This window comes from Micromonospora sp. NPDC049257 (genome assembly GCF_040678915.1).
Taxonomy (GTDB): domain Bacteria; phylum Actinomycetota; class Actinomycetes; order Mycobacteriales; family Micromonosporaceae; genus Micromonospora; species Micromonospora antibiotica.
In genome coordinates this window covers 182634-201317 of record NZ_JBFAQU010000007.1, presented here as the reverse complement: position 1 = coordinate 201317, position 18684 = coordinate 182634, and the positions used below count along the sequence as shown (strand labels likewise).

The following is an 18684-nucleotide window of genomic DNA, read 5'->3' as shown; positions in this document are numbered from 1 at the left end:
GTCGAAAAAATGTCGTCGTTGCCGACATTGTTGTCGCCGTATACATTGTTGGCCATGACAACATTCACGAGTGCCCAGGTTCCCACCATGACCGGCCGTACCGTCATTGTCACCGGCGCGAACAGCGGCATCGGCCGGGTCGCCGCCGGGGTGCTCGCCGCCCGGGGTGCCCGCGTCGTCCTCGCCGTCCGCGACCTGGCCAAGGGGCGGTCCGCCGCCGCCGGCATGACCGGCGACGTCGAGGTGCGGCGGCTCGACCTGGCCGACCTAGCCTCGGTGCGGGAGTTCGCCGAGGGTCACACCGGGCCGATCGACCTGCTGATCAACAATGCCGGGCTGATGATCCCGCCGCTCGGCCGTACCGCCGACGGGTTCGAGCTCCAGTTCGGCACCAACCACCTCGGGCACTTCGCGCTCACCAACCTGCTGCTGCCGCAGATCCGGGGCCGGGTGGTCACCGTCGCCTCCTCCGCGCACCGGGGCGGAAAGATCGACTTCGCCGACCTGAACTGGGAGCGCCGGCCCTACCGGGCGTTCCCCGCGTACGCCCAGTCGAAGCTGGCGAACCTGCTGTTCACCGCCGAACTGCACCGCCGCCTCACCGAGGTCGGCTCGCCGGTGCTGGCGACCGCCGCCCACCCCGGCCTGGCCGCCACCAACCTGCTCGGGCACCTCGACGAGGATCGCTCCCTGTGGAACCGGCTCCAGACGACCCTGGTCCACCGCTTCGCGCAGAGCGGCGACGACGGCGCGCTGCCCACCCTCTACGCGGCGGTGGCCGACGTGCCGGGCGGCAGCTACGCCGGGCCGGACGGCCTCTTCGAGGGGCGTGGTGCGCCCAAGCTCGTTGGCCGGTCGAAGGCCGCCCGGGACGCGGCCGTCGCTCGTCGGCTGTGGACGGTCTCCGAGGAACTGACCGGCGTCAGCTTCCCGCTCGCCGCCCAGCCCACCCGGTAGGTGACCGTCGGCGGCACGGGCCGGACCCGCTGGTCGCCGACGGGGCGGTTCACCCTGCGGGGCAGCGGGCGTCGACACCGGGCAGGGTCAGGTCGACGAGGTACCTGTCGACCACGGCGACGGTGCACGCGTTGCGCAGGTAGGTCCCGTGGCCCGAGCCCTCGTAGGTGACCAGGCGTCCGTGCCGGCCCAGTTGCCGCGCGACGTGGGTGGCCCAGGCGTAGCCGGTGCGGGGATCGTGCCGGGCATTGAGCAGCAGCAACGGCGTGCGGGTCTGCACCCGTGGCTCGTGCGGTGGATTCCGGACCGGGGACTGCCAGCCCAGACAGGTGTGCACGGCCAGCAGGCCGGCACCGTAACGGACGTCCGGCGCGACGGCCCCGGCAGCCCGGACCAGGGCCGCGTACTCGCGGTGGTCGCGGACGGTTGCCGGCCAGTCCGCGCAGAAGACCGCCACGGCCACCGGGAGCTTCACCTCGGGCGGCGGCATGCCGGCGGCCATGTCCCGGACGGCCTCGGCCAGCTGCGGGAAGCGGGGGCCGGCGAGCATCCCGAGGGCCACGGCGGTGACGTCGAAGGCGGTGCGCGGGGCGTACCCGTCGTTGTCGGCGCGGGCCAGCACCGCAGCCCACACCGCCCGGACGTCCCGGCCGTGCAGCACGCACCCGGGCGAACTGTCGCACCAGGCCACGAATTCGTCGAAGGCGTCCTGGAGCGCCGCCGCCTGGGTACGGACGAAGGACCGCACGTCCAGGCTGTGGTCGAACACGCCCTCCAGCACCACGGCCCGTACCCGGTCGGGATACCGCTCGGCGTACTGCTGACCCAGCAGCGTGCCGTACGAGCTGCCGTGGAAGGTCAGCCGCCGCTCACCCAGCGCACGCCGCAGCGCCTCCAGGTCGTGCACGGTGCTGAGCGTGTCGGCGTACGCGAACACCGGGCTGGTCGGGCGACACCGGTTCCACAGCGCCCGGTTGTAGGCCACCGCTGCGTCGAAATCGGCCTGGCCGGTCAGCACGACGGGCGGCCTGCGCAGCTCCGGGTCGGGGGTGCAGACCGGGGCGGCGCTGCGGGCCACCGTACGTGGATCGAAGCTGACCAGGTCGAACCGGTCCAGCAGTTCGTCGCTGAACCGGTCCCCCCGGCGGATGCGTTCCACCCCCGAGTCCCCGGGGCCGCCCGGTCCGAACACCAGCGTGCCCACCCGCTGCTGCGCCACCCGGGCGGCCCGGCGGGCCACGACGAGCGTGAACGTGCGCCCGTCCGGCCTGGCCCAGTCCACCGGCAGGCGCAGCGGGGCGCACCGCACGCGCGGGTCGGGTGGGACGTCGGGCAGATCGTCGGGACACTCACCCCAGGTGAGGCCCGGCGGTGGCCCGGGACGCGCCTGGGCCACCGCCGGGAGAGCGGCGAGGACGGTGAGCACGGCGACGACGACGGTCACGGTACGACGGAACACGGCGGACCTCCCGGGCTGTGGCTATCCGTCCACCCTGGCCCCCCGGCCGACCCGAGTCATATGCGGAGGAACCCGGATCTCGTCCCTGAGGTTGCGCTCCGACCACCTCGACGGGGGGATGAGTCCTCTCGTCGTTTGTGGACGGTCCGACCGGGGAACAGGGCCGGTATGGCGAACGGACAGGTGAAGAACGTCGGTGGTCTTCTGCTGCGGGTTCTCGGTGTGCTGCTGGTCGTGGTGGGTGTGCTGGGGGTGCTTGCCTCGCTGACCCAGGGCAACGTCGTCGGGATCGTCCTCGGTGTCGTCCTCGTCGTCGGGGGTGCGGTGCTGGTCAAGCGTTCCGGGCGGGCCGGCCGGTCGGGAGCGGTGGCGTCGACCCGGTGACCGCGCGGCGCGTGGTTAGGGTGGGGCCATGGTGTTCTGGCAACTGACTGTCGACGCGAACGACCCGGCCCGGCTGGCCCGGTTCTGGGCCCGGGCGTTGGGTTACCAGCCGACGCCGCCGGCCGAGCCGTCGACCACCTGGAACGCGCACTTCCGTGGCCGGCTGGGTGGGGCGGCGGCGTTCGAGGACCGGCTGTTCGATCCGGCCGGGCTGCGTCCGCCGCTGTGGTTCCAGCGGGTGCCGCAGGAGCATGCCGGGAAGAACCGGCTCCACCTGGACCTCTACCCCACCGGTCGGGACGATGCCCTGCCCCAGGCGCGGCGGATCGAGATCGTCGAGGCGAAGGTGGCCGAACTGGTCGCCCTGGGCGCGACCGTGCAGCGCCGGACCCGGGGCGACGACCCGGCGGACCTCTACTACTACGTCACTATGCACGACCCGGAGGGCAACGTGTTCTGCGTGAGCTGACCCCGGGCCGGTCGACCGGTGCGCGCGCCGACGCTCAGCGGCGGCGTAGCGCCGGGTCGAGCAGGGCCGGCGGGGTGTCGTGCTTCTCGCCGGGGGCGAGGTCGACGCCGGGGGCGACGATCGCGTCGATGGCGTCGAGCACGTCGGCGGTGAGCACGGTGTCGGCGGCGGCGAGTTGGCTGTGCAGGTGCTCCGGCGTACGGGGGCCGATGATCGCGCTGGTCACGGCGGGGTGTGCGGTGACGAAGCCGAGCGCGAGCTGGATCAGGGTGAGCCCGGCCTCCTCGGCGACCTTGGTCAGCTGCTCGACGGCGTCGAGCCGGGCCCGGTTGCCGGCGATGGTGAGATCGAAGCGCTCGGGCAGGACGTCGGCGCGGTGGGTGGTGATCTCCCGACCCGCCCGGACCGCGCCCGACAGCCACCCGGAGGCCAGTGGGCTCCAGGCGAGCACGCCCATGCCGTACTGCGCGGTGACGGGCAGGACGTGGGCCTCGATGCCGCGTTGCAGGATCGAATAGCTGGGCTGTTCGGTGACGTACCGACCCAGGTGGTGCTCCCGGGCGGCCCACTCGGCCTGCACGAGCCGGTACGCGGGGAACGTCGAGCAGCCGAAGTAGCGGATCTTGCCGGCCCGCTGGAGGTCGGTGAGCGCGGACAGCGTCTCCTCGTCGCTGGTCGTCGGGTCCCACCTGTGGATCTGGTAGAGGTCGATGTGGTCGACGCCGAGCCGACGCAGGCTGTCGTCGAGCGCGGTGACCAGCCAGCGTCGGGAGCTGCCCTGGTGGTTGCGCTCGTCGCCCATCGGCATGGTCGCCTTGGTGGCCAGCACGATGTCGTCGCGGCGGCCGGCGATGGCCAGGCCGACCATTTCCTCCGACTCGCCCTGGCTGTACCGGTCGGCGGTGTCGATCAGGTTGATCCCGCCCTCCAGGGCGGCGTCGATGATCGCGGTGGCCTCGGCCTGGCCGGTGCGGCCGATGGCGCCGAAGTTCATCGCGCCGAGCGCGAGGGTGCTGACCTGGACGCCGGTGCGGCCGAGGGTGCGGTACTGCATGATGGTTTCCTCCACGGGGTGACGGGGTGGCGGCCGGTCGGGTGGGCCGGTGCCGCCGGGAACCACGGCGCGTGCGGACGCGCCGTGGGCTGGTGGCGAGGGACGGGGCTGGTGGCCGGCCGTCCGGCTCTGGCATCATGGGGCAAGCGGAACGGTGTTCCGCTCTGAACTATACGGAACGCTGTTCCGTTTGCCAAGGGTGCCCGGAGGTGATGGCGCGATGGTCGACGGTGAACCGGGGCCGCCCACCCCACCCGGGCGCACCGGCGCACCCCGGAAACGGGCCGACGCCCGGCGCAACGAGGCGACCCTGCTGGAGGCCGCCGCCGCGGCCTTCCTCGCCGCCGGTGTCGACGTGCCGGTACGCGACATCGCCGCCCGGGCCGGCGTCGGCGTCGGCACCATCTACCGCCACTTCCCGACCCGGGCGGACCTGATCGTCGCCGTCTACCGGCACCAGGTGCAGGCGTGCGCCGCGGCCGCGCCGGCCCTGCTCGCCACCAGCGGCACCCCGCACGCCGCCCTGACCGCCTGGATCGACCTCTTCGTCGACTTCCTGGTCACCAAGCACGGCCTGGCCGGAGCGTTGAACTCCGACACCGCCGCCTTCGACACGCTGCACGGCTACTTCCTCGACCACCTGGTGCCCGCGTGCACCCGCCTGCTCGACGCCGCCGTCGCGGCCGACGAGATCCGTCCCGGCGTCGACGCCCGGGAGTTGTTGTTCGCCGTCGGCAACCTCTGCGCCGGCCGTGCCCCCTACTACGACGCCCGCCGCATGGTCGGGCTCCTCGTCGCGGGGCTGCGCCTGCGGTGAGGGGTGGCACGCGCCACCCCTCGGGCGACCGCGTCCGCTCAGCCGTGCCGCTCGGCGGTGGGCCGGCGCGCATGGTGCTCGGCGGCGGTGGGCCGGCGCGCGTAGTGCTCGGCGACGGCGGCGAACGCGGCCTTCGGCTCCCAGGGCAGCCCGGGGTAGGTCTCGCCGGTGCGGCCGTCGAGCACCTTGACGATCCCGGGGCTGGCGAGGTCGAGGTCGTACCGGGGATCGCCGTCGGGCCGGTGCGGCAGGCTGGGCAGCGCGAAGAGGTGGACGAAAGCGCTGTCGACCCCCTCGCTGTCAAAGATGTCGAGCAGTTCGCGCAGGTAGGCGGCCTGCCCCTCCTCGTCGCGCTCGTACCTGCCGTTCAGCCGGTGGGGGGCGCCGCTGGCGTCGTACTCGATGATCTCCATGCTGCGCGGCGCGACGTCCCCCGCGCCGCGCCAGGTCGCGGTGCCGAAGCCGGTGACGGCGACCGGCTTGTCCTGGTCGACCAGCCGGCGTACGCCGGCGCGGAACTGGTCGGCGACCTCGGCGGAGCGGATGAGTTCGAGGGTCACCACGTCGAACAGGTCCCAGTCGACGCCCTCGAACGGGATCGCGGCGTAGGTGACCCGCCCGTGGAAGCGTTCGCGGACCGCCGCCACGGTGGCGCGTAGGAACCGGTCGAGGCGGACGCCTGCCTCGGCGATGCGCTCGGCCCGGCCGTCCGGGTCGGCGAACAGGTGGTCGAGGCGGTCGGCGAGGCGGTCCCCGTCGACGAATCCACGGTTCATGAGGCTCAGCTCGGCGCCGGTGACGAAGACGACCTCCGCCCCGGCCGCGCGGAGCCGTTCGGCCCGCTCGGCGCAGTCGAGGAACAGGGCGCGGATCAGGTCGGGTTCCAGCTCCAGCGGGTACGGCGAGAACCAGACCTCCAGGCCGAGCGCGGCGGCGGTACGGGCGGCGGACTCCAGCCGCCCGGGATCCCCGCCGACCAGGTGGACGGCGGTGCAGTGCAGGTCGTCCCGGATGATCGCCAGCTCCCGCCGGACCACCTCGGGGTCCCAGTGCGGCACCGAGCTGACGCCGTCGGTGACGAAGCCGGTGTCGTAGGCCATGCCTCTGGCACGCATGTCGGTCCCTTTCCGTCGTGGTGCTGCGGAGTTCGGGGGGACCGTAGCATAATTTTGCGTGCGCGCAATTTTGCGTGCACGAACCGTGTGTGCGACAGTGGCACCGTGACCGGTCCACCGACGTTGCGGGAACGGAAGAAACGGGCCACCCGGGAGGCGCTCCAGTCGGCGGCGCTGCGCCTCGCCCTGGAACGCGGACCGGACAACGTCCGCGTCGAGGAGATCGCCCAGGCCGCAGGCGTGTCGCCCCGGACCTACAACAACTACTTCGCCAGCCGGGAGCAGGCGATCGTCGCCGGGGTCGCCGCGGACCGCGCGGCCGCGGTCACGGCCGCCGTGCTCGCCCGGCCCGCCGGGGTCAGCCTCGGCGACACGGTCGTCGACGCCGTCGTGGGTCTCTACACCGACCCCGGCGACCACCCGCCAGCCGCGCTGCTGATGATCGCCGCCAGTCCCGCGCTGCGAGCCTGCTACGTCGACGCCGTCACCACGATCGAGGAGCCGCTCGCCGAGGCGCTGACCGCCCGCTGCCCTGGCCTCGACCGGCTGACCGCCCAGGTGCTCGCCGCCGCCGTCGGCGCGGCGGTCAGAGTGGCGCTCCGGCAGTGGCTGCACGGCACGAACGAGGTGCCGGCGATGGTCGGTTTCGTGGTCCCGTCCCGGCCGCTGCCGGACCTCGTCCGGGCCGCCCTGGCACCGCTCACCCCAGCCCTCGCCGCCGCGACACCCTGACCTGCCGCGACGCCCTGACCTGCCGCGACGCCCTGACCTGCCGCGACGTCGCGCCCCGCCGGGCCGCCGCCGCTGTGCCCTCGGCGGTGGCTGGCAGCCACCCGCCGTGCCGTCGCCGGGGGCGGACCGCCACATCCGCTGTGCCGTGGCGGTGGGCGGGCTGCCGTCACGCGAGCCCGCCCCCACCGGGCGGAGCCGGTCGCGCGTGGTGCCGACGCGCGACCCGCTCCCGGCCCGACGGGGGCGGGTGTTCGAGGTGGGACCGGACCGGCCCCGGACCGGCGGGGCAGACGCCCCCGCCGGATGATCAGGTACGGGACAGGGCGCGGTCGCTGACCGAGGACTGGAGCCCGAACTGGCGGGCCCGGCGCTCCGCGAAATCGGTCAGCCCCTGGCTGTCGGCGTAGTCGAGGCTGTAGAGGTCCAGCTCCAACTGGAGCAGCTGCTCGGCGATCTGGGCGTGGAACTCCAGCACGTCGGGCGGCCACGGCGCGTAGCCCTGGTCGGTCCACCGGGCCGAGAACGACTCGAAGACGATCCCGTCGACGATCTCGGCCAGCCGGGGCAGCATCCCGAAGCCCCGGTTCGCCAGCAGGTACGCCGGTCGGGCCTCCTCCCGGATGGCGGCGACCAGGGTGAGCAGGTGCGGCACGTCCTCCGGGAAGGTCAGCTCGACGTTGAGCGTGTCCAGGAAGAGCCCCGCGAATCCCTGCGCGATCGCCTGCTTCGCCTGCCCGATCACGTGCGCCACCCAGAGCGGGTGGTCGACGTGGACGAACGCGCCACCCCAGTCCGGGTTGCGTTCCCGCCGCTGCCAGGGCGCGGGTGGCCCCTGATCCTCCGACAGCGACAGGTAGCCGAGGGTCTGCACGTCCTGCGCCGCGAGGTAGCGCAGTTCGGCCGGCCGGTAGAAGTCCGGTTGCAGGACCACCCGCACGTACCTGGACAGCTCGGGCAGTCGGCCGTCGCCGTAGTAGAAGCAGATGGGACGTCGGCTCATCACGCCCACCCGTGCTCCCGGTACCAGGCGAACGTGCTGCGGACGCCCTCCTCCAGGCTGACACCCGGCTCGTAACCGGTCAGCTCCCGCAGCCGGGACAGGTCCGGGCAGCGGCGGGCGACCGATCCCGGCGGCGCGCTCTCGGGTGCGATGGCGGGGCTCACCCCGGCCACCCGCAGGACCAGCTTGGCCAGGTCGCCGATGTTGGTCTCCTCCCGGTCGTTGCCGATGTGCACGATCTGACCGGCGGCGGCCGGTGCCCCCATCAGCCGCAGCATCGCCTCGACCGCGTCGTCGACGTGGCAGAACGCCCGGTACTGGTCGGCGCCGGGGACCGGGAACGGGTCGGCCCCCCGCAGGGCGCGCAGGGACATCTCCGGGATGACGTGGTCCGCGCCCATCCGGGGGCCGTACACGTTGTGGAACCGGCCCACCACCGTCTCGAAGCCCTTGGCGCGGGCCGTGTGCAGGAACGCGGCCTCACCGAGCAGCTTGCTGGCCGCGTACGCGAAGCGGGGGGCCGCCACGTCGGAGATCATCGCCGGCACCGTCTCGGCCGTCGGCACCGGCACCACCCCGGCCGTCACGCCCCCGGCGTAGACCTCGCTGGTGGAGGCGAAGAAGACCCGCTCACCCGGGGTCACCCAGTCGAGCAGGTGCAGCGCCGACAGGGTGTTGACCCGGATCACCCGGGCCGGGTCCTGCTCCACGTTGCGCACCCCGACCACGGCGGCGAGCAGGTAGATCTGGTCCCATCCGGTGGGCAGGGCGGCCCAGGTGTCCGGGCTGGTCAGATCGCCGGAGATCACCTGGACGGCCGGATCGGCGCGCAACCGGTCGAGGTCGGCGTCGTCGCGGCCCCGGGAGAAGTCGTCCACGATGGTGACCTGGTGACCGTCGGCGACGAGCCGGCGGGCGAGGTGCAGGCCGATGAAGCCGGCGCCGCCGAGCAGCAGGGCCCTCATGCCGACACCGCCGCGGCGGCCGACGTGCCCGCACCGGCGGCAGTGCCGGCCGCACCGCCGTCGCCCGGACCGGTCGGCGCGGGAGGCAGGTAGCCGAGTCCGGCGTAGCGGACCCCGGCAGCCCTGACCGCTTCGCCGTCGAGTACCCGCCACGAGTCGTAGACGAAGGCCGGCGGCGTCGCCCCGAGCACCTCCGGCACCCGCAGCGCCCGGTAGTCGGGGTGGTCGTTGATGATCAGCACGGCGTCCGCCTCGGTGAACGCCTTGTCCAGGCTGACCGGCTCGCCGCCGTACTGCCTGATCACGTCGTCGGTGACCATCGGGTCGTGCCCCAGGACGGTGACCCCGGCGGCGGAGAAGACCCGCATCATCGGCTCGATCGGGGTGCCGCGCATGTCATCGGTGGCCGGCCAACCCTTGTAGGCCCACCCCAGCACCGCCAGCCGGGCGCCGAGACTGCGCCCCCGCGCCTCGACCAGCATCCGGACCACGGTCTCGCCGACGTGGATCGGCAGGTACTCGTTGAGCTGGCGGGCCTTGCCGACGAGGAACGGCCGGCGGTCACCCGCACTGTCGATCATGATGTACGGGTCCTTGGAGAGGCAGCCACCGCCCACGTACCCGGGCTTGGCGAGATCCGGGCGCGGGTAGTCGACGTTCGTCGCCCGGATCACCTCCAACGGGTCGAGGCCGTGCCGCTCGGCGATCAGCGCGATCTCGTTGCCGAACGCGTAGATCAGGTCGGTGTGGCAGTTGTTGGACAGCTTCACCAGCTCGGCGGTCTCCAACCCGGACACCGGGACGACGGTGCGCGCCAGCCCGTTGAAGAACGCGATCCCGGCGGCGAGGCTCTCCTCGTCCAGGCCACCGACGACCTGCGGCAGCTCGACGAGTTCCCGCAGCGCCTGCCCCTGGATGGTGCGCTCCGGGGCCATCACCAGCTTCACCCGCTCACCCCAGGCGGCCTGCAACTCGGGCAGCACCACCCGGCGGCTGGTGCCGACCGGCACGGTGCTGCGCACCACCACCAGGGTGTCCGGGCGGCAACTGCCGGCCACCACCCGGGCGGCGGCGGCGAGGTTCGCCAGGTTGGGCCGGTGGGTCATGTTGTCCACCGGCGTCGACACGCTGATCACCGCCACGTCGACGGTGTCCTTCGGCAGGTCGGCGGCGACATGGATGTTCTTGCCCAGGTGGGCGGCGAAGACGTCGTCGATGCCGGGTTCGAAGATGTGTGGCCGGCCGTGCGAGAGCGCGTCCAGCACCGCCGGTGAGACGTCCGCGCCGTACACCGTGAAGCCCTTGTCGGCGAGGGCGGCGGTGAGGGTGAGCCCCACGTAGCCCAGGCCCACGACCCCGATCTTCATGCTCATGCGTGTCCTCTCAGTTGTGCGGGTGTGTCGTGACGGGGGAGCGGTCGGCGCGGCTCACCGCGCCGCGCCCGCGGCCCAGATGTCCTTGATCGATGTCTCCAGGTCGCGTACCGGCGACCAGCCCAGCTCGCCGGCCCGGCCGATGCCGGCCTGGATCCAGTCGACCGCCTGCGAGCGCTGCGGTCCGACGCCCACCTCGCGGATGCGGCCGTCGTAGCCCGCCGCGCCGGCCAGCAACCCGACCGCCTCCCGGGCGGTGACCGCCCGGCCGCTGCCGGCGTTGACCACCCGGTGTGGCAGTTCGGGTGCGAGCGTCGCCGCGACGATCAGCGCGGCGAGGTCCCGCACGTCGACGAAGTCCCGGTACGCCGACAGTGGCCCCAGGGTGATCTCGGTGGCCCCGTCGGCCAGCGCGGCCCGCAACCGGTCCGCCGCCCGACCGAGCAGGTTCTCCTGCGACATGCCGGGGCCGATCGGGTTGAACACCCGCAACGAGACCGCGTCGACCTCGCCGGCCTCCCCGGCGAGCTGGAACAACCGGGTTCCGGCCAGGTGACTGACGCCGTACGCGCTGACCGGCCGGGCCGGGGCGTCCTCGGTGACCGGGAGCCGCTGCGGCACCGGCCCGTACTCCCCGGCCGAGCCGAGCCGGACCAGCCGGGCCTGCGGCACCGCGTCGGCGGTCGCCGCCAGCAACTTCGCCGCGACCAGCGTGTTCGCCGTGACCAGTTGGGCGGCGGTGCCGGTGAGGGCGCCCACGCAGTTGACCACCGCGTCCGGGGCGACCTCGCGCAGCAATCCGGTGAGCGCGGCCGGCGTGCCGTCGAGCAGGTCGTGGGCGGCCCGCCCCGGGCAGATCACCTCGGTCACCCGGTGGTCCGCGGCCAACGCGTCGCGGGCGTGCCCGCCGATGAAGCCGGACGCCCCGAACAGCAGCACCCGGGTCACGTCAGCTCCCCGGCCCGCACGACGCCCGGCAGGTCCGCGACGCCCGACAGGTCGCCGACGGCCAGCGGCTCGGTCCCCTCGGCAACGGCCAGCGGTGTCGTCCCCTCGCCGATGGCGACCTCGACCGGCCCCGACCGGCTGGGTAGCAGGATCGGCTTGAGCTGGGGGAACGAGCGGTTCGCCTCGTCGTAGTCCTCCGGCCGGCCGATGTCGAGCCAGAACCCGTCGAACGGGTACGTCATCGGCGGGTCACCGCCCGCGAGCAGGTCCAGCACCAGTTGGTCGAAGCCGAGGGCCAGTCCGGCCTGATAGGGCTCCAGGGTCCGCAGCGACATTCCGTAGACGCCCATGCTGACCGGGTAGCGCAGCGCCGGCTTCTCCCGGAACCCGACCACCCGGCCGGCGTCCACGTCGAGCACGCCGAAGTCGATCCGGTGCACCCGCTCGGAGGTCGCCAGGGTCAGGCCGGCGCCGGAGAGCTGGTGGCTGCGCAGCAGGTCGCCGTAGTCCAGATCGGTGAGGACGTCACCGTTCATCACCAGGAACTCGTCGGGCAACCGGTCCTTCAGGCCGAACAGCGGGCCCACCGTGGACAGCGGCTTGTCCTCCTCGATGTAGTCGATGGTCAGGCCCCACCGGTTGCCGTCACCCACGAAGGCCCGGATCAGCGGGCCGAGATGGTTGATCGCCAGGGTCACCGAGGTGAACCCGCGCGAGGCGAGCTGGTCGAGCACGATCTGCAGGATCGAGTGGCTGTCCCCGATGGGCATCAGGGGTTTCGGCAGCGTCGTGGTGTACGGCTTCAGCCGCACCCCTTTGCCGCCGGCAAGGATCACCGCGTGCAACCGGACCTCCCCATAGGTCTCGAGTGGACTATCGGTAGTGCCGAACCTGCCCGATCACCGGAATCAGACCGAGCGCGAACAGTGCCTGGAGCAGCAGCACGCTGCCCAGGTACAGCGAGGTGTCGGTGACCGGGCTGCCGCCCTGCCCGAGCAGCGGGGCGACGCCGAGCAGCGCGCCGAGGCCGACGTGCAGCGCGACCACGACCGTCATGGACAGGCACAACCAGCCGTACCGGCCCTGCCCGGCCAGCAGGAAGGCCAGGTAGTACGCCCCGGCGAGGGCGACGTGCGCGGCCGTCATCACCACCCCGGCGGTGGAGAGCACGCCCAGCTGGGTCAGCCCGGCGAGCAGCAGCACCCCCAGTGCCGCCGGCACCGCGAGGCACGCCGCGACCTCCCGGCCGATCGCCCGCCAGATCCCCACGACGAAGCTGCGCGGGAGCCGGGCCCGCCGGGACAACGCCACCCCGGCCGCCCAGAACCGGCTGGTCCGCCACTCGACGAACCCCATCGACAGGATCAGCGGCACCGCCGACGCCGCGACGTCCCACTGCCCCAGCAGGTACGGCGCCTGCGCGTGGAAGAGCAACGCCGCCGAGCAGAACCCGTAACCGGCGACGCCGAGCAGGGTGGACACCGGTGGCCAGAGCGGGTCCCGGGGCGCCGGCTCCGTCGACCGGGCGGCGGAGCGGGTGGCCCAGAGCCCGGCGGCGAAGGCGACCAGCACGCCGAGGGCCGCCGCGCCCACCGCCCAGCGCCGCTCGGTCGCACCGCCGGTGCTCAGGAAGACCGCGCTGCCCAGCACGGCCGGGACCATCGCCCCGGCCAGCCAGCCCTCCCGCCGGTAGAAGATCAGCAACGTGCTGGCCAGCTGGTACGTCAGTTGACAGAGCATCATCGCGGCGAGCGGCAGGCCACCGTAGGGCAGCATCACCGCACCGGCGGTCAGGCCGAGCAGGGGAGCGGTCAACGCGGCGATCCGCAGCACCCGGCTGGCCGAGCGGGCCCGACCGAGGCCGAGCAGGCGGAACGCCGCGTAGGCGACCATCCCCGACCAGATCCAGCCGACCGTCCCGGCGAGGATCAGGCCGACCACCAGGCCCGGTCGTCCCACGACCGACAACACGGCGGGGAACGCGGCGCTCGGCAGCACGTACAGCAGGCCGTGCGAGATCGTCCGCAGGTCGGCCCACCGGTCGCGGTCGGTCGCCGACGTGGTGCGCGGCCCGTCCACCATCTCCGGGGTCGGCCCCAGCCGCCGGAACACCTCCAGGGCCAGGACGAAGACGTCCCGGTAGCCGTACTCGACCTGGGCGGCCCGGTCGGTGTGCCCGTCGGCCTCCAGGGCGGCGGCGACCTGGAGCGCGTCCACCGCCCGGGTCAGCTGGGGCCGGACCCGCTCGACCAGGTCGTCGACCGGGTCGGTGGAGATCCGGGGCAGCAGGATCGTGCGCTCGGGGTTGTCCGCCCGCCCGTCGGACGGCCCCGGCTCGGTGGTCATCGTGGCGGCGGGGCGGAACAACGGGTCGGTGACGTCCGGGTCGTTGGCTCCGGTCATCAGCGGCCACCGCGCAGGATGGCGATCGTCTGCTCGTCGTCCGGGCCCGGCGTGGTCGGTTGCGGCAGCTCCGGCCCGGACGAGTTCGGGTCGTGGTGGGTCCGGTATGCGGCCGACGAGTACTGCTCGGGTCCACGCTGGCGGGGCACCCGCCCGGCCACGGGAGACATCTCGGGCCGGACGGTGACCGGGGTCGGCTCGGGCCGGGCGGCGACGGGCGTCGGCTCGGGCCGGGCGACGGGGGCCACCTCGGGTGGGGCGGCGAACCCGGCGGCGGGGCGGGCGGTGACGGACGCCACCCCGGGGCGGGTCGGCCGGTTCGGGACGCGTACCCAGCCCTGGGCCTGACCGCGCAGCCGCTTCGGCGCGGGGGAGGTGGTCCGGGGCGCGGCGAGTCCCTCGTAGATGTCGCGGTACGCCTGCAACGAGCGTTGCAGGGTGAACCGCTCCAGCACCCGGCCCCGGGCGGCCACCCCGAGGCGCAGCCGCAGCTCCCGGTCGTTGAGCATCGTGACGCAGGCGGCGGCGATCGCGGGAACGTCACGCGGCGCGACGACGAACCCGGTGTCACCGACCGCCTCGGCGACCCCGCCGACGTTGGTGCACACCGTCGGCCGGCCGCACGCCATCGCCTCCACCACCGTGTAGGGAAAACCCTCGGAGATGCTGGTCAACGCCACCAGGCTGCCGGCGTGGTACGCCTCGACGGCGCTGCCGACCCGGCCCTCCAGGACCGCGTGCCCGGTGAGCCCGAGTTCGTCGATCAGCGCCTCGCAGCTCTCGTGGTAGACCTTGTTGGCGGCAGGGGTCCCGCCGAAGATGCGCAGCCGGGCCTCGGGGATCTCGGCCCGTACCAGCGCGAACGCCCGGATCAGGGTGTGCAGGTCCTTCAGCGGGTCGATCCGGCCCATGAACGAGATGGTCGGCACGTCCGGCTCGCCGGCCGCGGGTGGGAACTCGTCCGGGTCGACGCCGTTGTACATCGTCCACATCCGCTCGGGGTCGGCGCCGTTGTGTAGCTGCCACCGCCGGTTGTACTGCGAGTGCGGTGCGAGCGCGCCGGTGATCAGGTAGGCCGCGCCGGCCAGCGAGCGGAAGAAGCTCAGCACCAGCACCCGGACCGGGTGCGGTGCGTCGTCGTGCAGGTAGGAGATGTAGCGCTCGCGCAGGTAGATGCCGTGCTCCGAGAGCACCAGCGGGGTGCCGTACGTCCAGGTGGCCGCCATGCCGACGAGCGTGGCGAGACCGTTCATCGACGAGTGCACGATGTCGGCGCGTACCGGTGGCGCGCTCAACGGCCGCAGCATGTGCGAGATGAGCCAGGCCGCCTCCAGCGCGTCGGCGACGGTGGGCGCGGGCCCGGTCTCCTCGACCCGCAGGGTGTGCCAGGCCTCCAGCATCATCCGCAGCGCCTCGTTGGACAGCAGGGCCGCGCCCAGGTCGCCGCCACCGGAGGCGTACTCGAACATGCCGCGCAGGGCGAGCAGGAAGGTGCTGCGGTTGACCGCGCCGGCCTGGGAGCGGGTCGACTCCAGGGGGGTGACCAGCGCCCGCAGGAACACCTCGTAGGACTCGATGAACTCCGCGCCGGGCCGCCCGGAGGGGACCAGCACCCCCCGCCGGGGGCGGCGGCCTGTCGGCCGGCCGCCCCACAACGGGATCGAGTGCACGCGGTCGAGGTTCGCCGGCCGGTCGAACACCGGCTCCTCGGTGCCGTCCACGGTGAGCGCCACGACCTCCCACCGGTAGTCCGGCATTCCTCGGATGAGCTGTTCGCACCAGATGCTCACCCCACCCATCGCGTACGGGTAGGTGCCCTCCGAGACCAGCGCGATCCGCACCGGTTCCCCCCGTTTCTCTGTGCTTGGCTGAGCCGTCCCGCGCTACGCGCGGGGAGCGGCGTTGAACGTCACGGCGGTGTTGGCCGCCAGCGTCACCGGGACGGTGACGTCGGTGCCGTACGAGCCGGCACCGGCGGTGGCCGCGGTCACGCCACCGAGTTGCAGCGAGCCGGCGGCCGGCGAGGTCACCGTGATCTCCCCGGTGGTCCGGTCGTAGATCGCGGACGCCCCGGCGCTCAGCGCCGCGAAGTGGGCCGTCCGGGTCCTGGTGTAGGCGGCGATGTCGGTCCACGCCGAGTTGAGCAGCGGCACCGAGTAGAACGAGTCGTACTTGGTCAGCACGGCGCCGACCCAGTCGGTGAGCAGCGTGTTGCCCGAGCCGTAGTCACGCACGTTGGCGATGTGGAACGTGTGCGAGTAGATCGAGCCGGACGACACGTGCTGCAGGCCCACCGTGGACTCGTAGTCCAGGACCTGGGCGTAGGTGCGGTCGGTGGGCCAGTACGGGAAGACGCCGGTCGGGCCGTAGAAGGAGTTGTAGAAGTGCGCCTCCTCCGCCTGGTTGGTGGTGTGGTAGGCGATGTTCGTCGGCCAGCACGGCACCACCACGATGCTCGGGTCCAGCGGGTGCGCGGTGGAGCCGTTGAAGTTCGCCGGCACGTGGCTGGCGAACGACATGTTGCCGGCCACCGTGGTGACGCCGAGATCCGCCGCCGCCTCGATCAGGTCCGGGTTGGACGCGGTGAGGCCGTGGTCGGTGAGCACGCCGCTGGAGTTGTTGTAGACCCCGAGACCGGAGTACTCGGGGGTCTTGAGCACGGTGGCCGGGGGGTTCAGCCCGATGGCGGTGCCCGCGGTCTGGTTCTCGCTGATCTCTTCGTGGTTGGTGGCGTAGTCCGTGGTGTTCAGCGCCGGGTGGCTCAACGTGTGGTTGATCCACCGGAAGTTGTTCTTCAGGCACTTCGTGGTGGCGGTGAGGGTGTTGGCATCCCCGTTGGGGCTGCACGTGTTGCCGGCGAACGGGTCGATCTGCGCGCCGTTGTAGGGGATGTTGAAGGTGAAGCCCGAGGCCAGCGGGTGCGCGGTGCGCAGCGCGGTCTGCTTCGCGTCGAGGTTGACCGCGTCGTGCCCGGTGACCCGGATCGCGGGGCCGTAGTCGACGGTGCCGTCGTCCATGTAGTGGGCCGAGGCGGCGAACCAGTCGTCGATGTCGACGTTGAGGTGGTGCTTCTGCTCACCGAGGAACAGGCCCTTGGTCGCCCACCGGAACAGGCCGTAGACCAGCAGGTCCGCGTGGAACAGGTACTGGTTGGCGGTGAAGGTCAGCGCGATCCGCTCCCGGCCGTCGGTCGAGGTGGTGCGCACGGCCAGCACGTCGGAGCCGTTGGTCATCAGGGCCTCGGCGTTGCAGCCGGCCCGGATCGAGGTGCGGTAGACGTACGACTGGGTGATCGGGATCTGGGCGGTGCTCTTGAGGTAGTCGAAGACCGCCGCGCCGCTGCTGGTCAGCGAGACGGGCAGCGGGGTCTCGCCGACCGCGCCCTCACTGACGGAGTTGAGGCAGTAGTCCTCCGGCCAGGTGCCGTAGCTGGTGTAGAGGGCGACCTGCCGCACCTCGAAGTTGCGCTCGTAGGACCAGAGGGTGTTCCACTCCGTGCTGGTCAGGCCGCTGAGGTAGTTACCGCCCGACTCGTAGAGCTGCATGCTGTTGGTGAGGATGACCGCGTTGTACTTGCCCACCCCGTTGCCGTCGACGAGCGTGCTCGCCGAGAGCGTCTGGGTGGTCGTGTAGAGGATGTCGTAGCTCGCGCCGACGCGGTTGAGGGTGGTGGTGAGCGTGGCCACGCCGAAGTCCGCCGGGTCGGTGGCCAGGATCAGCGTCCGGAGCGCGACCTTGTCGTTGATCGCCTGGGTGCCGACGCCGCCGCTGCGGGCACCCGACGACGACGGGGCGACCTTGACGGTGCCGGCCCGGGTGGGCAGCGGGCCGGGGCGGGACTCCTTCTTGCTCGCGACCTGGCCGAGGCCGGGTGCGCTCGGCGGCTGGGCCAGCGTGCGCGGCGCGGTCGGCGGCTGGGCGAGGCCCGGGGTCTGGGTGCCGAGCAGGACCGTGAGTGCGGTCAGCCCGGCGAGGGCGAATCGGTTCGCGCGACGACGGGTAGGTCCGGTGTGGACCATGTGGTGACCTCCGATGAGGAGATGTGAACAATGCCGCCGATCCTGTATGGATGACGGGGTTGCCATCGAAGGCTAGCAATTGTTGGTGCGGATTCCGTGCATGATCCTGTCGCATGTGGACCATTGACGCAAGCGGGGTCGGGTGTTAGTGCCGGGCACCCGGGCGTGACTTCCGGTAACGCGTTTTTTGCTGATCTTGACGGTGTTGCCGGTCGGTGCCAGCCATGCTGACGTGCTCTTTTCCAGAGGAGCCGAAACACCTCATTCACGTTCACTTCACACCGCTGTAGCCGGCGGTGGCCAGAATGTGGGCCGTGGTCGGGCGTGGAACCGGGCTTACCTCAGCCATTCGCTCGGGTTGCGGCAATTGAGGTGCGGCAAGAATGGCCGATCAGTCCATGCTGGCCCGCCGATCAGCCGATTACCCGACCATCCCTTCGGTTGACGGTGCACCGTGCGGCCGGTACGCGGCGGGCCGGGACCTGGAGTGATCGACGTTTTCCCAGCTCAAATCCCTGTTTCGGTGGTGCGGGTGGGGTCGGGCGTGCCTTTTGTCGGGCAATCGCTTGATCGGCGGCACATAGTGGAGAATGTTGAGTTTCCTCGACCCTGCGGGTGTGTGAACTCGACCGGAAATGGCGAATACCACGGCGCTGACCGCCGAATCAGCCAGTTTCGGCAGAAGCGGTTCCCAGCGTCAGGAGTTGCCCATTCCCATCCTTTGGAAGTCGTCCACTGTCTCCCCTATCAGCACCGTCCGGGCCAAATCGTTTTACTATCCGATCGGTTTCGTGGAACTTCCACGGGACGCAAATGCAGGAGTAGATGTGCGCGTCCTGAGCCGAAGGTGATGCCGGGACGAAACGGCAGACGCCGGATCGGCGCATCCCCGGCGCGGTCCCACTCGGCGACTCGGTGGACAGGGCCCGACACCATCGGCCGCGCAGTTTCTCCCGGGCCCGGCCGCCCGGCTGCCCGCCGGTGCCACC

At 72.2% G+C, this 18684-nt stretch carries 16 protein-coding genes; 5 read left to right on the top strand and 11 right to left on the bottom strand.

From position 1 onward, the window contains the following. Positions 1-54 precede the first annotated feature (54 nt). Entirely contained in the window at positions 55-957 is a 903-nt protein-coding gene (locus tag AB0K25_RS14010; RefSeq protein WP_363820393.1) for an oxidoreductase, read from the top strand. A 49-nt stretch (positions 958-1006) separates the two neighbouring features. On the opposite strand, the gene AB0K25_RS14005 is transcribed toward AB0K25_RS14010, so the two are convergent. Next, positions 1007-2416 carry an alpha/beta fold hydrolase gene (locus tag AB0K25_RS14005; RefSeq protein WP_219468196.1) on the bottom strand — a complete coding sequence of 470 codons (1410 nt, stop codon included), beginning with the start codon at positions 2414-2416 and terminating at the stop codon, positions 1007-1009. A 168-nt stretch (positions 2417-2584) separates the two neighbouring features. On the opposite strand from AB0K25_RS14005, the gene AB0K25_RS14000 reads away from it, so the two are divergent. Next, the gene (locus tag AB0K25_RS14000) at positions 2585-2800 is read left to right on the top strand and encodes a hypothetical protein (RefSeq protein WP_363820390.1); all 216 of its coding nucleotides are present in this window, start codon (positions 2585-2587) and stop codon (positions 2798-2800) included. Between the two features lie 28 nt (positions 2801-2828). Further along, positions 2829-3269, top strand: a complete 441-nt coding sequence (locus tag AB0K25_RS13995; RefSeq protein ID WP_219468202.1) for a VOC family protein — start codon at positions 2829-2831, stop codon at positions 3267-3269. A gap of 34 nt (positions 3270-3303) precedes the next feature. On the opposite strand, the gene AB0K25_RS13990 is transcribed toward AB0K25_RS13995, so the two are convergent. Continuing rightward, positions 3304-4323 (bottom strand): aldo/keto reductase, encoded by a 1020-nt coding sequence (locus AB0K25_RS13990; protein ID WP_219468204.1) that lies wholly within the window; start codon positions 4321-4323, stop codon positions 3304-3306. Between the two features lie 220 nt (positions 4324-4543). Here AB0K25_RS13990 and AB0K25_RS13985 point away from each other — a divergent pair, with 220 nt between their 5' ends. Beyond that, positions 4544-5140, top strand: a complete 597-nt coding sequence (locus tag AB0K25_RS13985; protein ID WP_219468208.1) for a TetR/AcrR family transcriptional regulator — start codon at positions 4544-4546, stop codon at positions 5138-5140. 38 nt (positions 5141-5178) lie between these two features. Here AB0K25_RS13985 and AB0K25_RS13980 read toward each other — a convergent pair whose 3' ends face one another. Then, entirely contained in the window at positions 5179-6255 is a 1077-nt protein-coding gene (locus AB0K25_RS13980; protein ID WP_363820386.1) for a hypothetical protein, read from the bottom strand. A 105-nt stretch (positions 6256-6360) separates the two neighbouring features. On the opposite strand from AB0K25_RS13980, the gene AB0K25_RS13975 reads away from it, so the two are divergent. After that, a complete protein-coding gene (locus AB0K25_RS13975) occupies positions 6361-6987 on the top strand; it encodes a TetR/AcrR family transcriptional regulator (RefSeq protein ID WP_363820383.1) in 627 nt (208 codons plus the stop codon). 307 nt (positions 6988-7294) lie between these two features. Here AB0K25_RS13975 and AB0K25_RS13970 read toward each other — a convergent pair whose 3' ends face one another. Genes AB0K25_RS13970 through AB0K25_RS13935 form a run of 8 tightly spaced genes read right to left on the bottom strand, consistent with a single transcriptional unit; the run spans position 7295 to position 17695 of the window. Then, positions 7295-7987, bottom strand: a complete 693-nt coding sequence (locus AB0K25_RS13970; protein WP_244252298.1) for a hypothetical protein — start codon at positions 7985-7987, stop codon at positions 7295-7297. Beyond that, positions 7987-8952, bottom strand: coding sequence for an NAD-dependent epimerase/dehydratase family protein (locus tag AB0K25_RS13965; RefSeq protein ID WP_219468215.1), 966 nt, complete (start codon positions 8950-8952; stop codon positions 7987-7989). The genes AB0K25_RS13970 and AB0K25_RS13965 overlap by 1 nt, the downstream gene beginning before the upstream one ends. Next, complete coding sequence (locus AB0K25_RS13960; protein ID WP_363820380.1) at positions 8949-10325, bottom strand: nucleotide sugar dehydrogenase; 1377 nt, start codon at positions 10323-10325, stop codon at positions 8949-8951. Before AB0K25_RS13960 ends, AB0K25_RS13965 begins: the two co-directional genes overlap by 4 nt. Positions 10326-10379: 54 nt before the next feature. Further along, positions 10380-11273, bottom strand: coding sequence for an NAD(P)-dependent oxidoreductase (locus AB0K25_RS13955; RefSeq protein ID WP_219468218.1), 894 nt, complete (start codon positions 11271-11273; stop codon positions 10380-10382). Next, entirely contained in the window at positions 11270-12109 is an 840-nt protein-coding gene (locus tag AB0K25_RS13950; RefSeq protein WP_357534874.1) for a nucleotidyltransferase family protein, read from the bottom strand. The genes AB0K25_RS13955 and AB0K25_RS13950 overlap by 4 nt, the downstream gene beginning before the upstream one ends. 37 nt (positions 12110-12146) lie before the next feature. Further along, positions 12147-13676 carry a hypothetical protein gene (locus tag AB0K25_RS13945; protein WP_219468223.1) on the bottom strand — a complete coding sequence of 510 codons (1530 nt, stop codon included), beginning with the start codon at positions 13674-13676 and terminating at the stop codon, positions 12147-12149. After that, positions 13676-15517 (bottom strand): GT4 family glycosyltransferase PelF, encoded by a 1842-nt coding sequence (pelF, locus tag AB0K25_RS13940; protein WP_363820376.1) that lies wholly within the window; start codon positions 15515-15517, stop codon positions 13676-13678. The genes AB0K25_RS13945 and pelF overlap by 1 nt, the downstream gene beginning before the upstream one ends. A 42-nt stretch (positions 15518-15559) precedes the next feature. Beyond that, the gene (locus tag AB0K25_RS13935) at positions 15560-17695 is read right to left on the bottom strand and encodes a hypothetical protein (RefSeq protein WP_219468228.1); all 2136 of its coding nucleotides are present in this window, start codon (positions 17693-17695) and stop codon (positions 15560-15562) included. Positions 17696-18684: the final 989 nt, after the last annotated feature.

What these genes read in the sequence shown, in the direction of transcription:
- AB0K25_RS14010 (WP_363820393.1), top strand. Translation starts at nt 55, where the DNA reads ATGACAACATTCACGAGTGCCCAGGTTCCCACCATGACCGGCCGTACC.
- AB0K25_RS14000 (WP_363820390.1), top strand. Translation starts at nt 2,585, where the DNA reads ATGGCGAACGGACAGGTGAAGAACGTCGGTGGTCTTCTGCTGCGGGTT.
- AB0K25_RS13995 (WP_219468202.1), top strand. Translation starts at nt 2,829, where the DNA reads ATGGTGTTCTGGCAACTGACTGTCGACGCGAACGACCCGGCCCGGCTG.
- AB0K25_RS13990 (WP_219468204.1), bottom strand. Translation starts at nt 4,323, where the DNA reads ATGCAGTACCGCACCCTCGGCCGCACCGGCGTCCAGGTCAGCACCCTC.
- AB0K25_RS13985 (WP_219468208.1), top strand. Translation starts at nt 4,544, where the DNA reads ATGGTCGACGGTGAACCGGGGCCGCCCACCCCACCCGGGCGCACCGGC.
- AB0K25_RS13980 (WP_363820386.1), bottom strand. Translation starts at nt 6,255, where the DNA reads ATGCGTGCCAGAGGCATGGCCTACGACACCGGCTTCGTCACCGACGGC.
- AB0K25_RS13970 (WP_244252298.1), bottom strand. Translation starts at nt 7,987, where the DNA reads ATGAGCCGACGTCCCATCTGCTTCTACTACGGCGACGGCCGACTGCCC.
- AB0K25_RS13965 (WP_219468215.1), bottom strand. Translation starts at nt 8,952, where the DNA reads ATGAGGGCCCTGCTGCTCGGCGGCGCCGGCTTCATCGGCCTGCACCTC.
- AB0K25_RS13960 (WP_363820380.1), bottom strand. Translation starts at nt 10,325, where the DNA reads ATGAGCATGAAGATCGGGGTCGTGGGCCTGGGCTACGTGGGGCTCACC.
- AB0K25_RS13945 (WP_219468223.1), bottom strand. Translation starts at nt 13,676, where the DNA reads ATGACCGGAGCCAACGACCCGGACGTCACCGACCCGTTGTTCCGCCCC.
- AB0K25_RS13935 (WP_219468228.1), bottom strand. Translation starts at nt 17,695, where the DNA reads ATGGTCCACACCGGACCTACCCGTCGTCGCGCGAACCGATTCGCCCTC.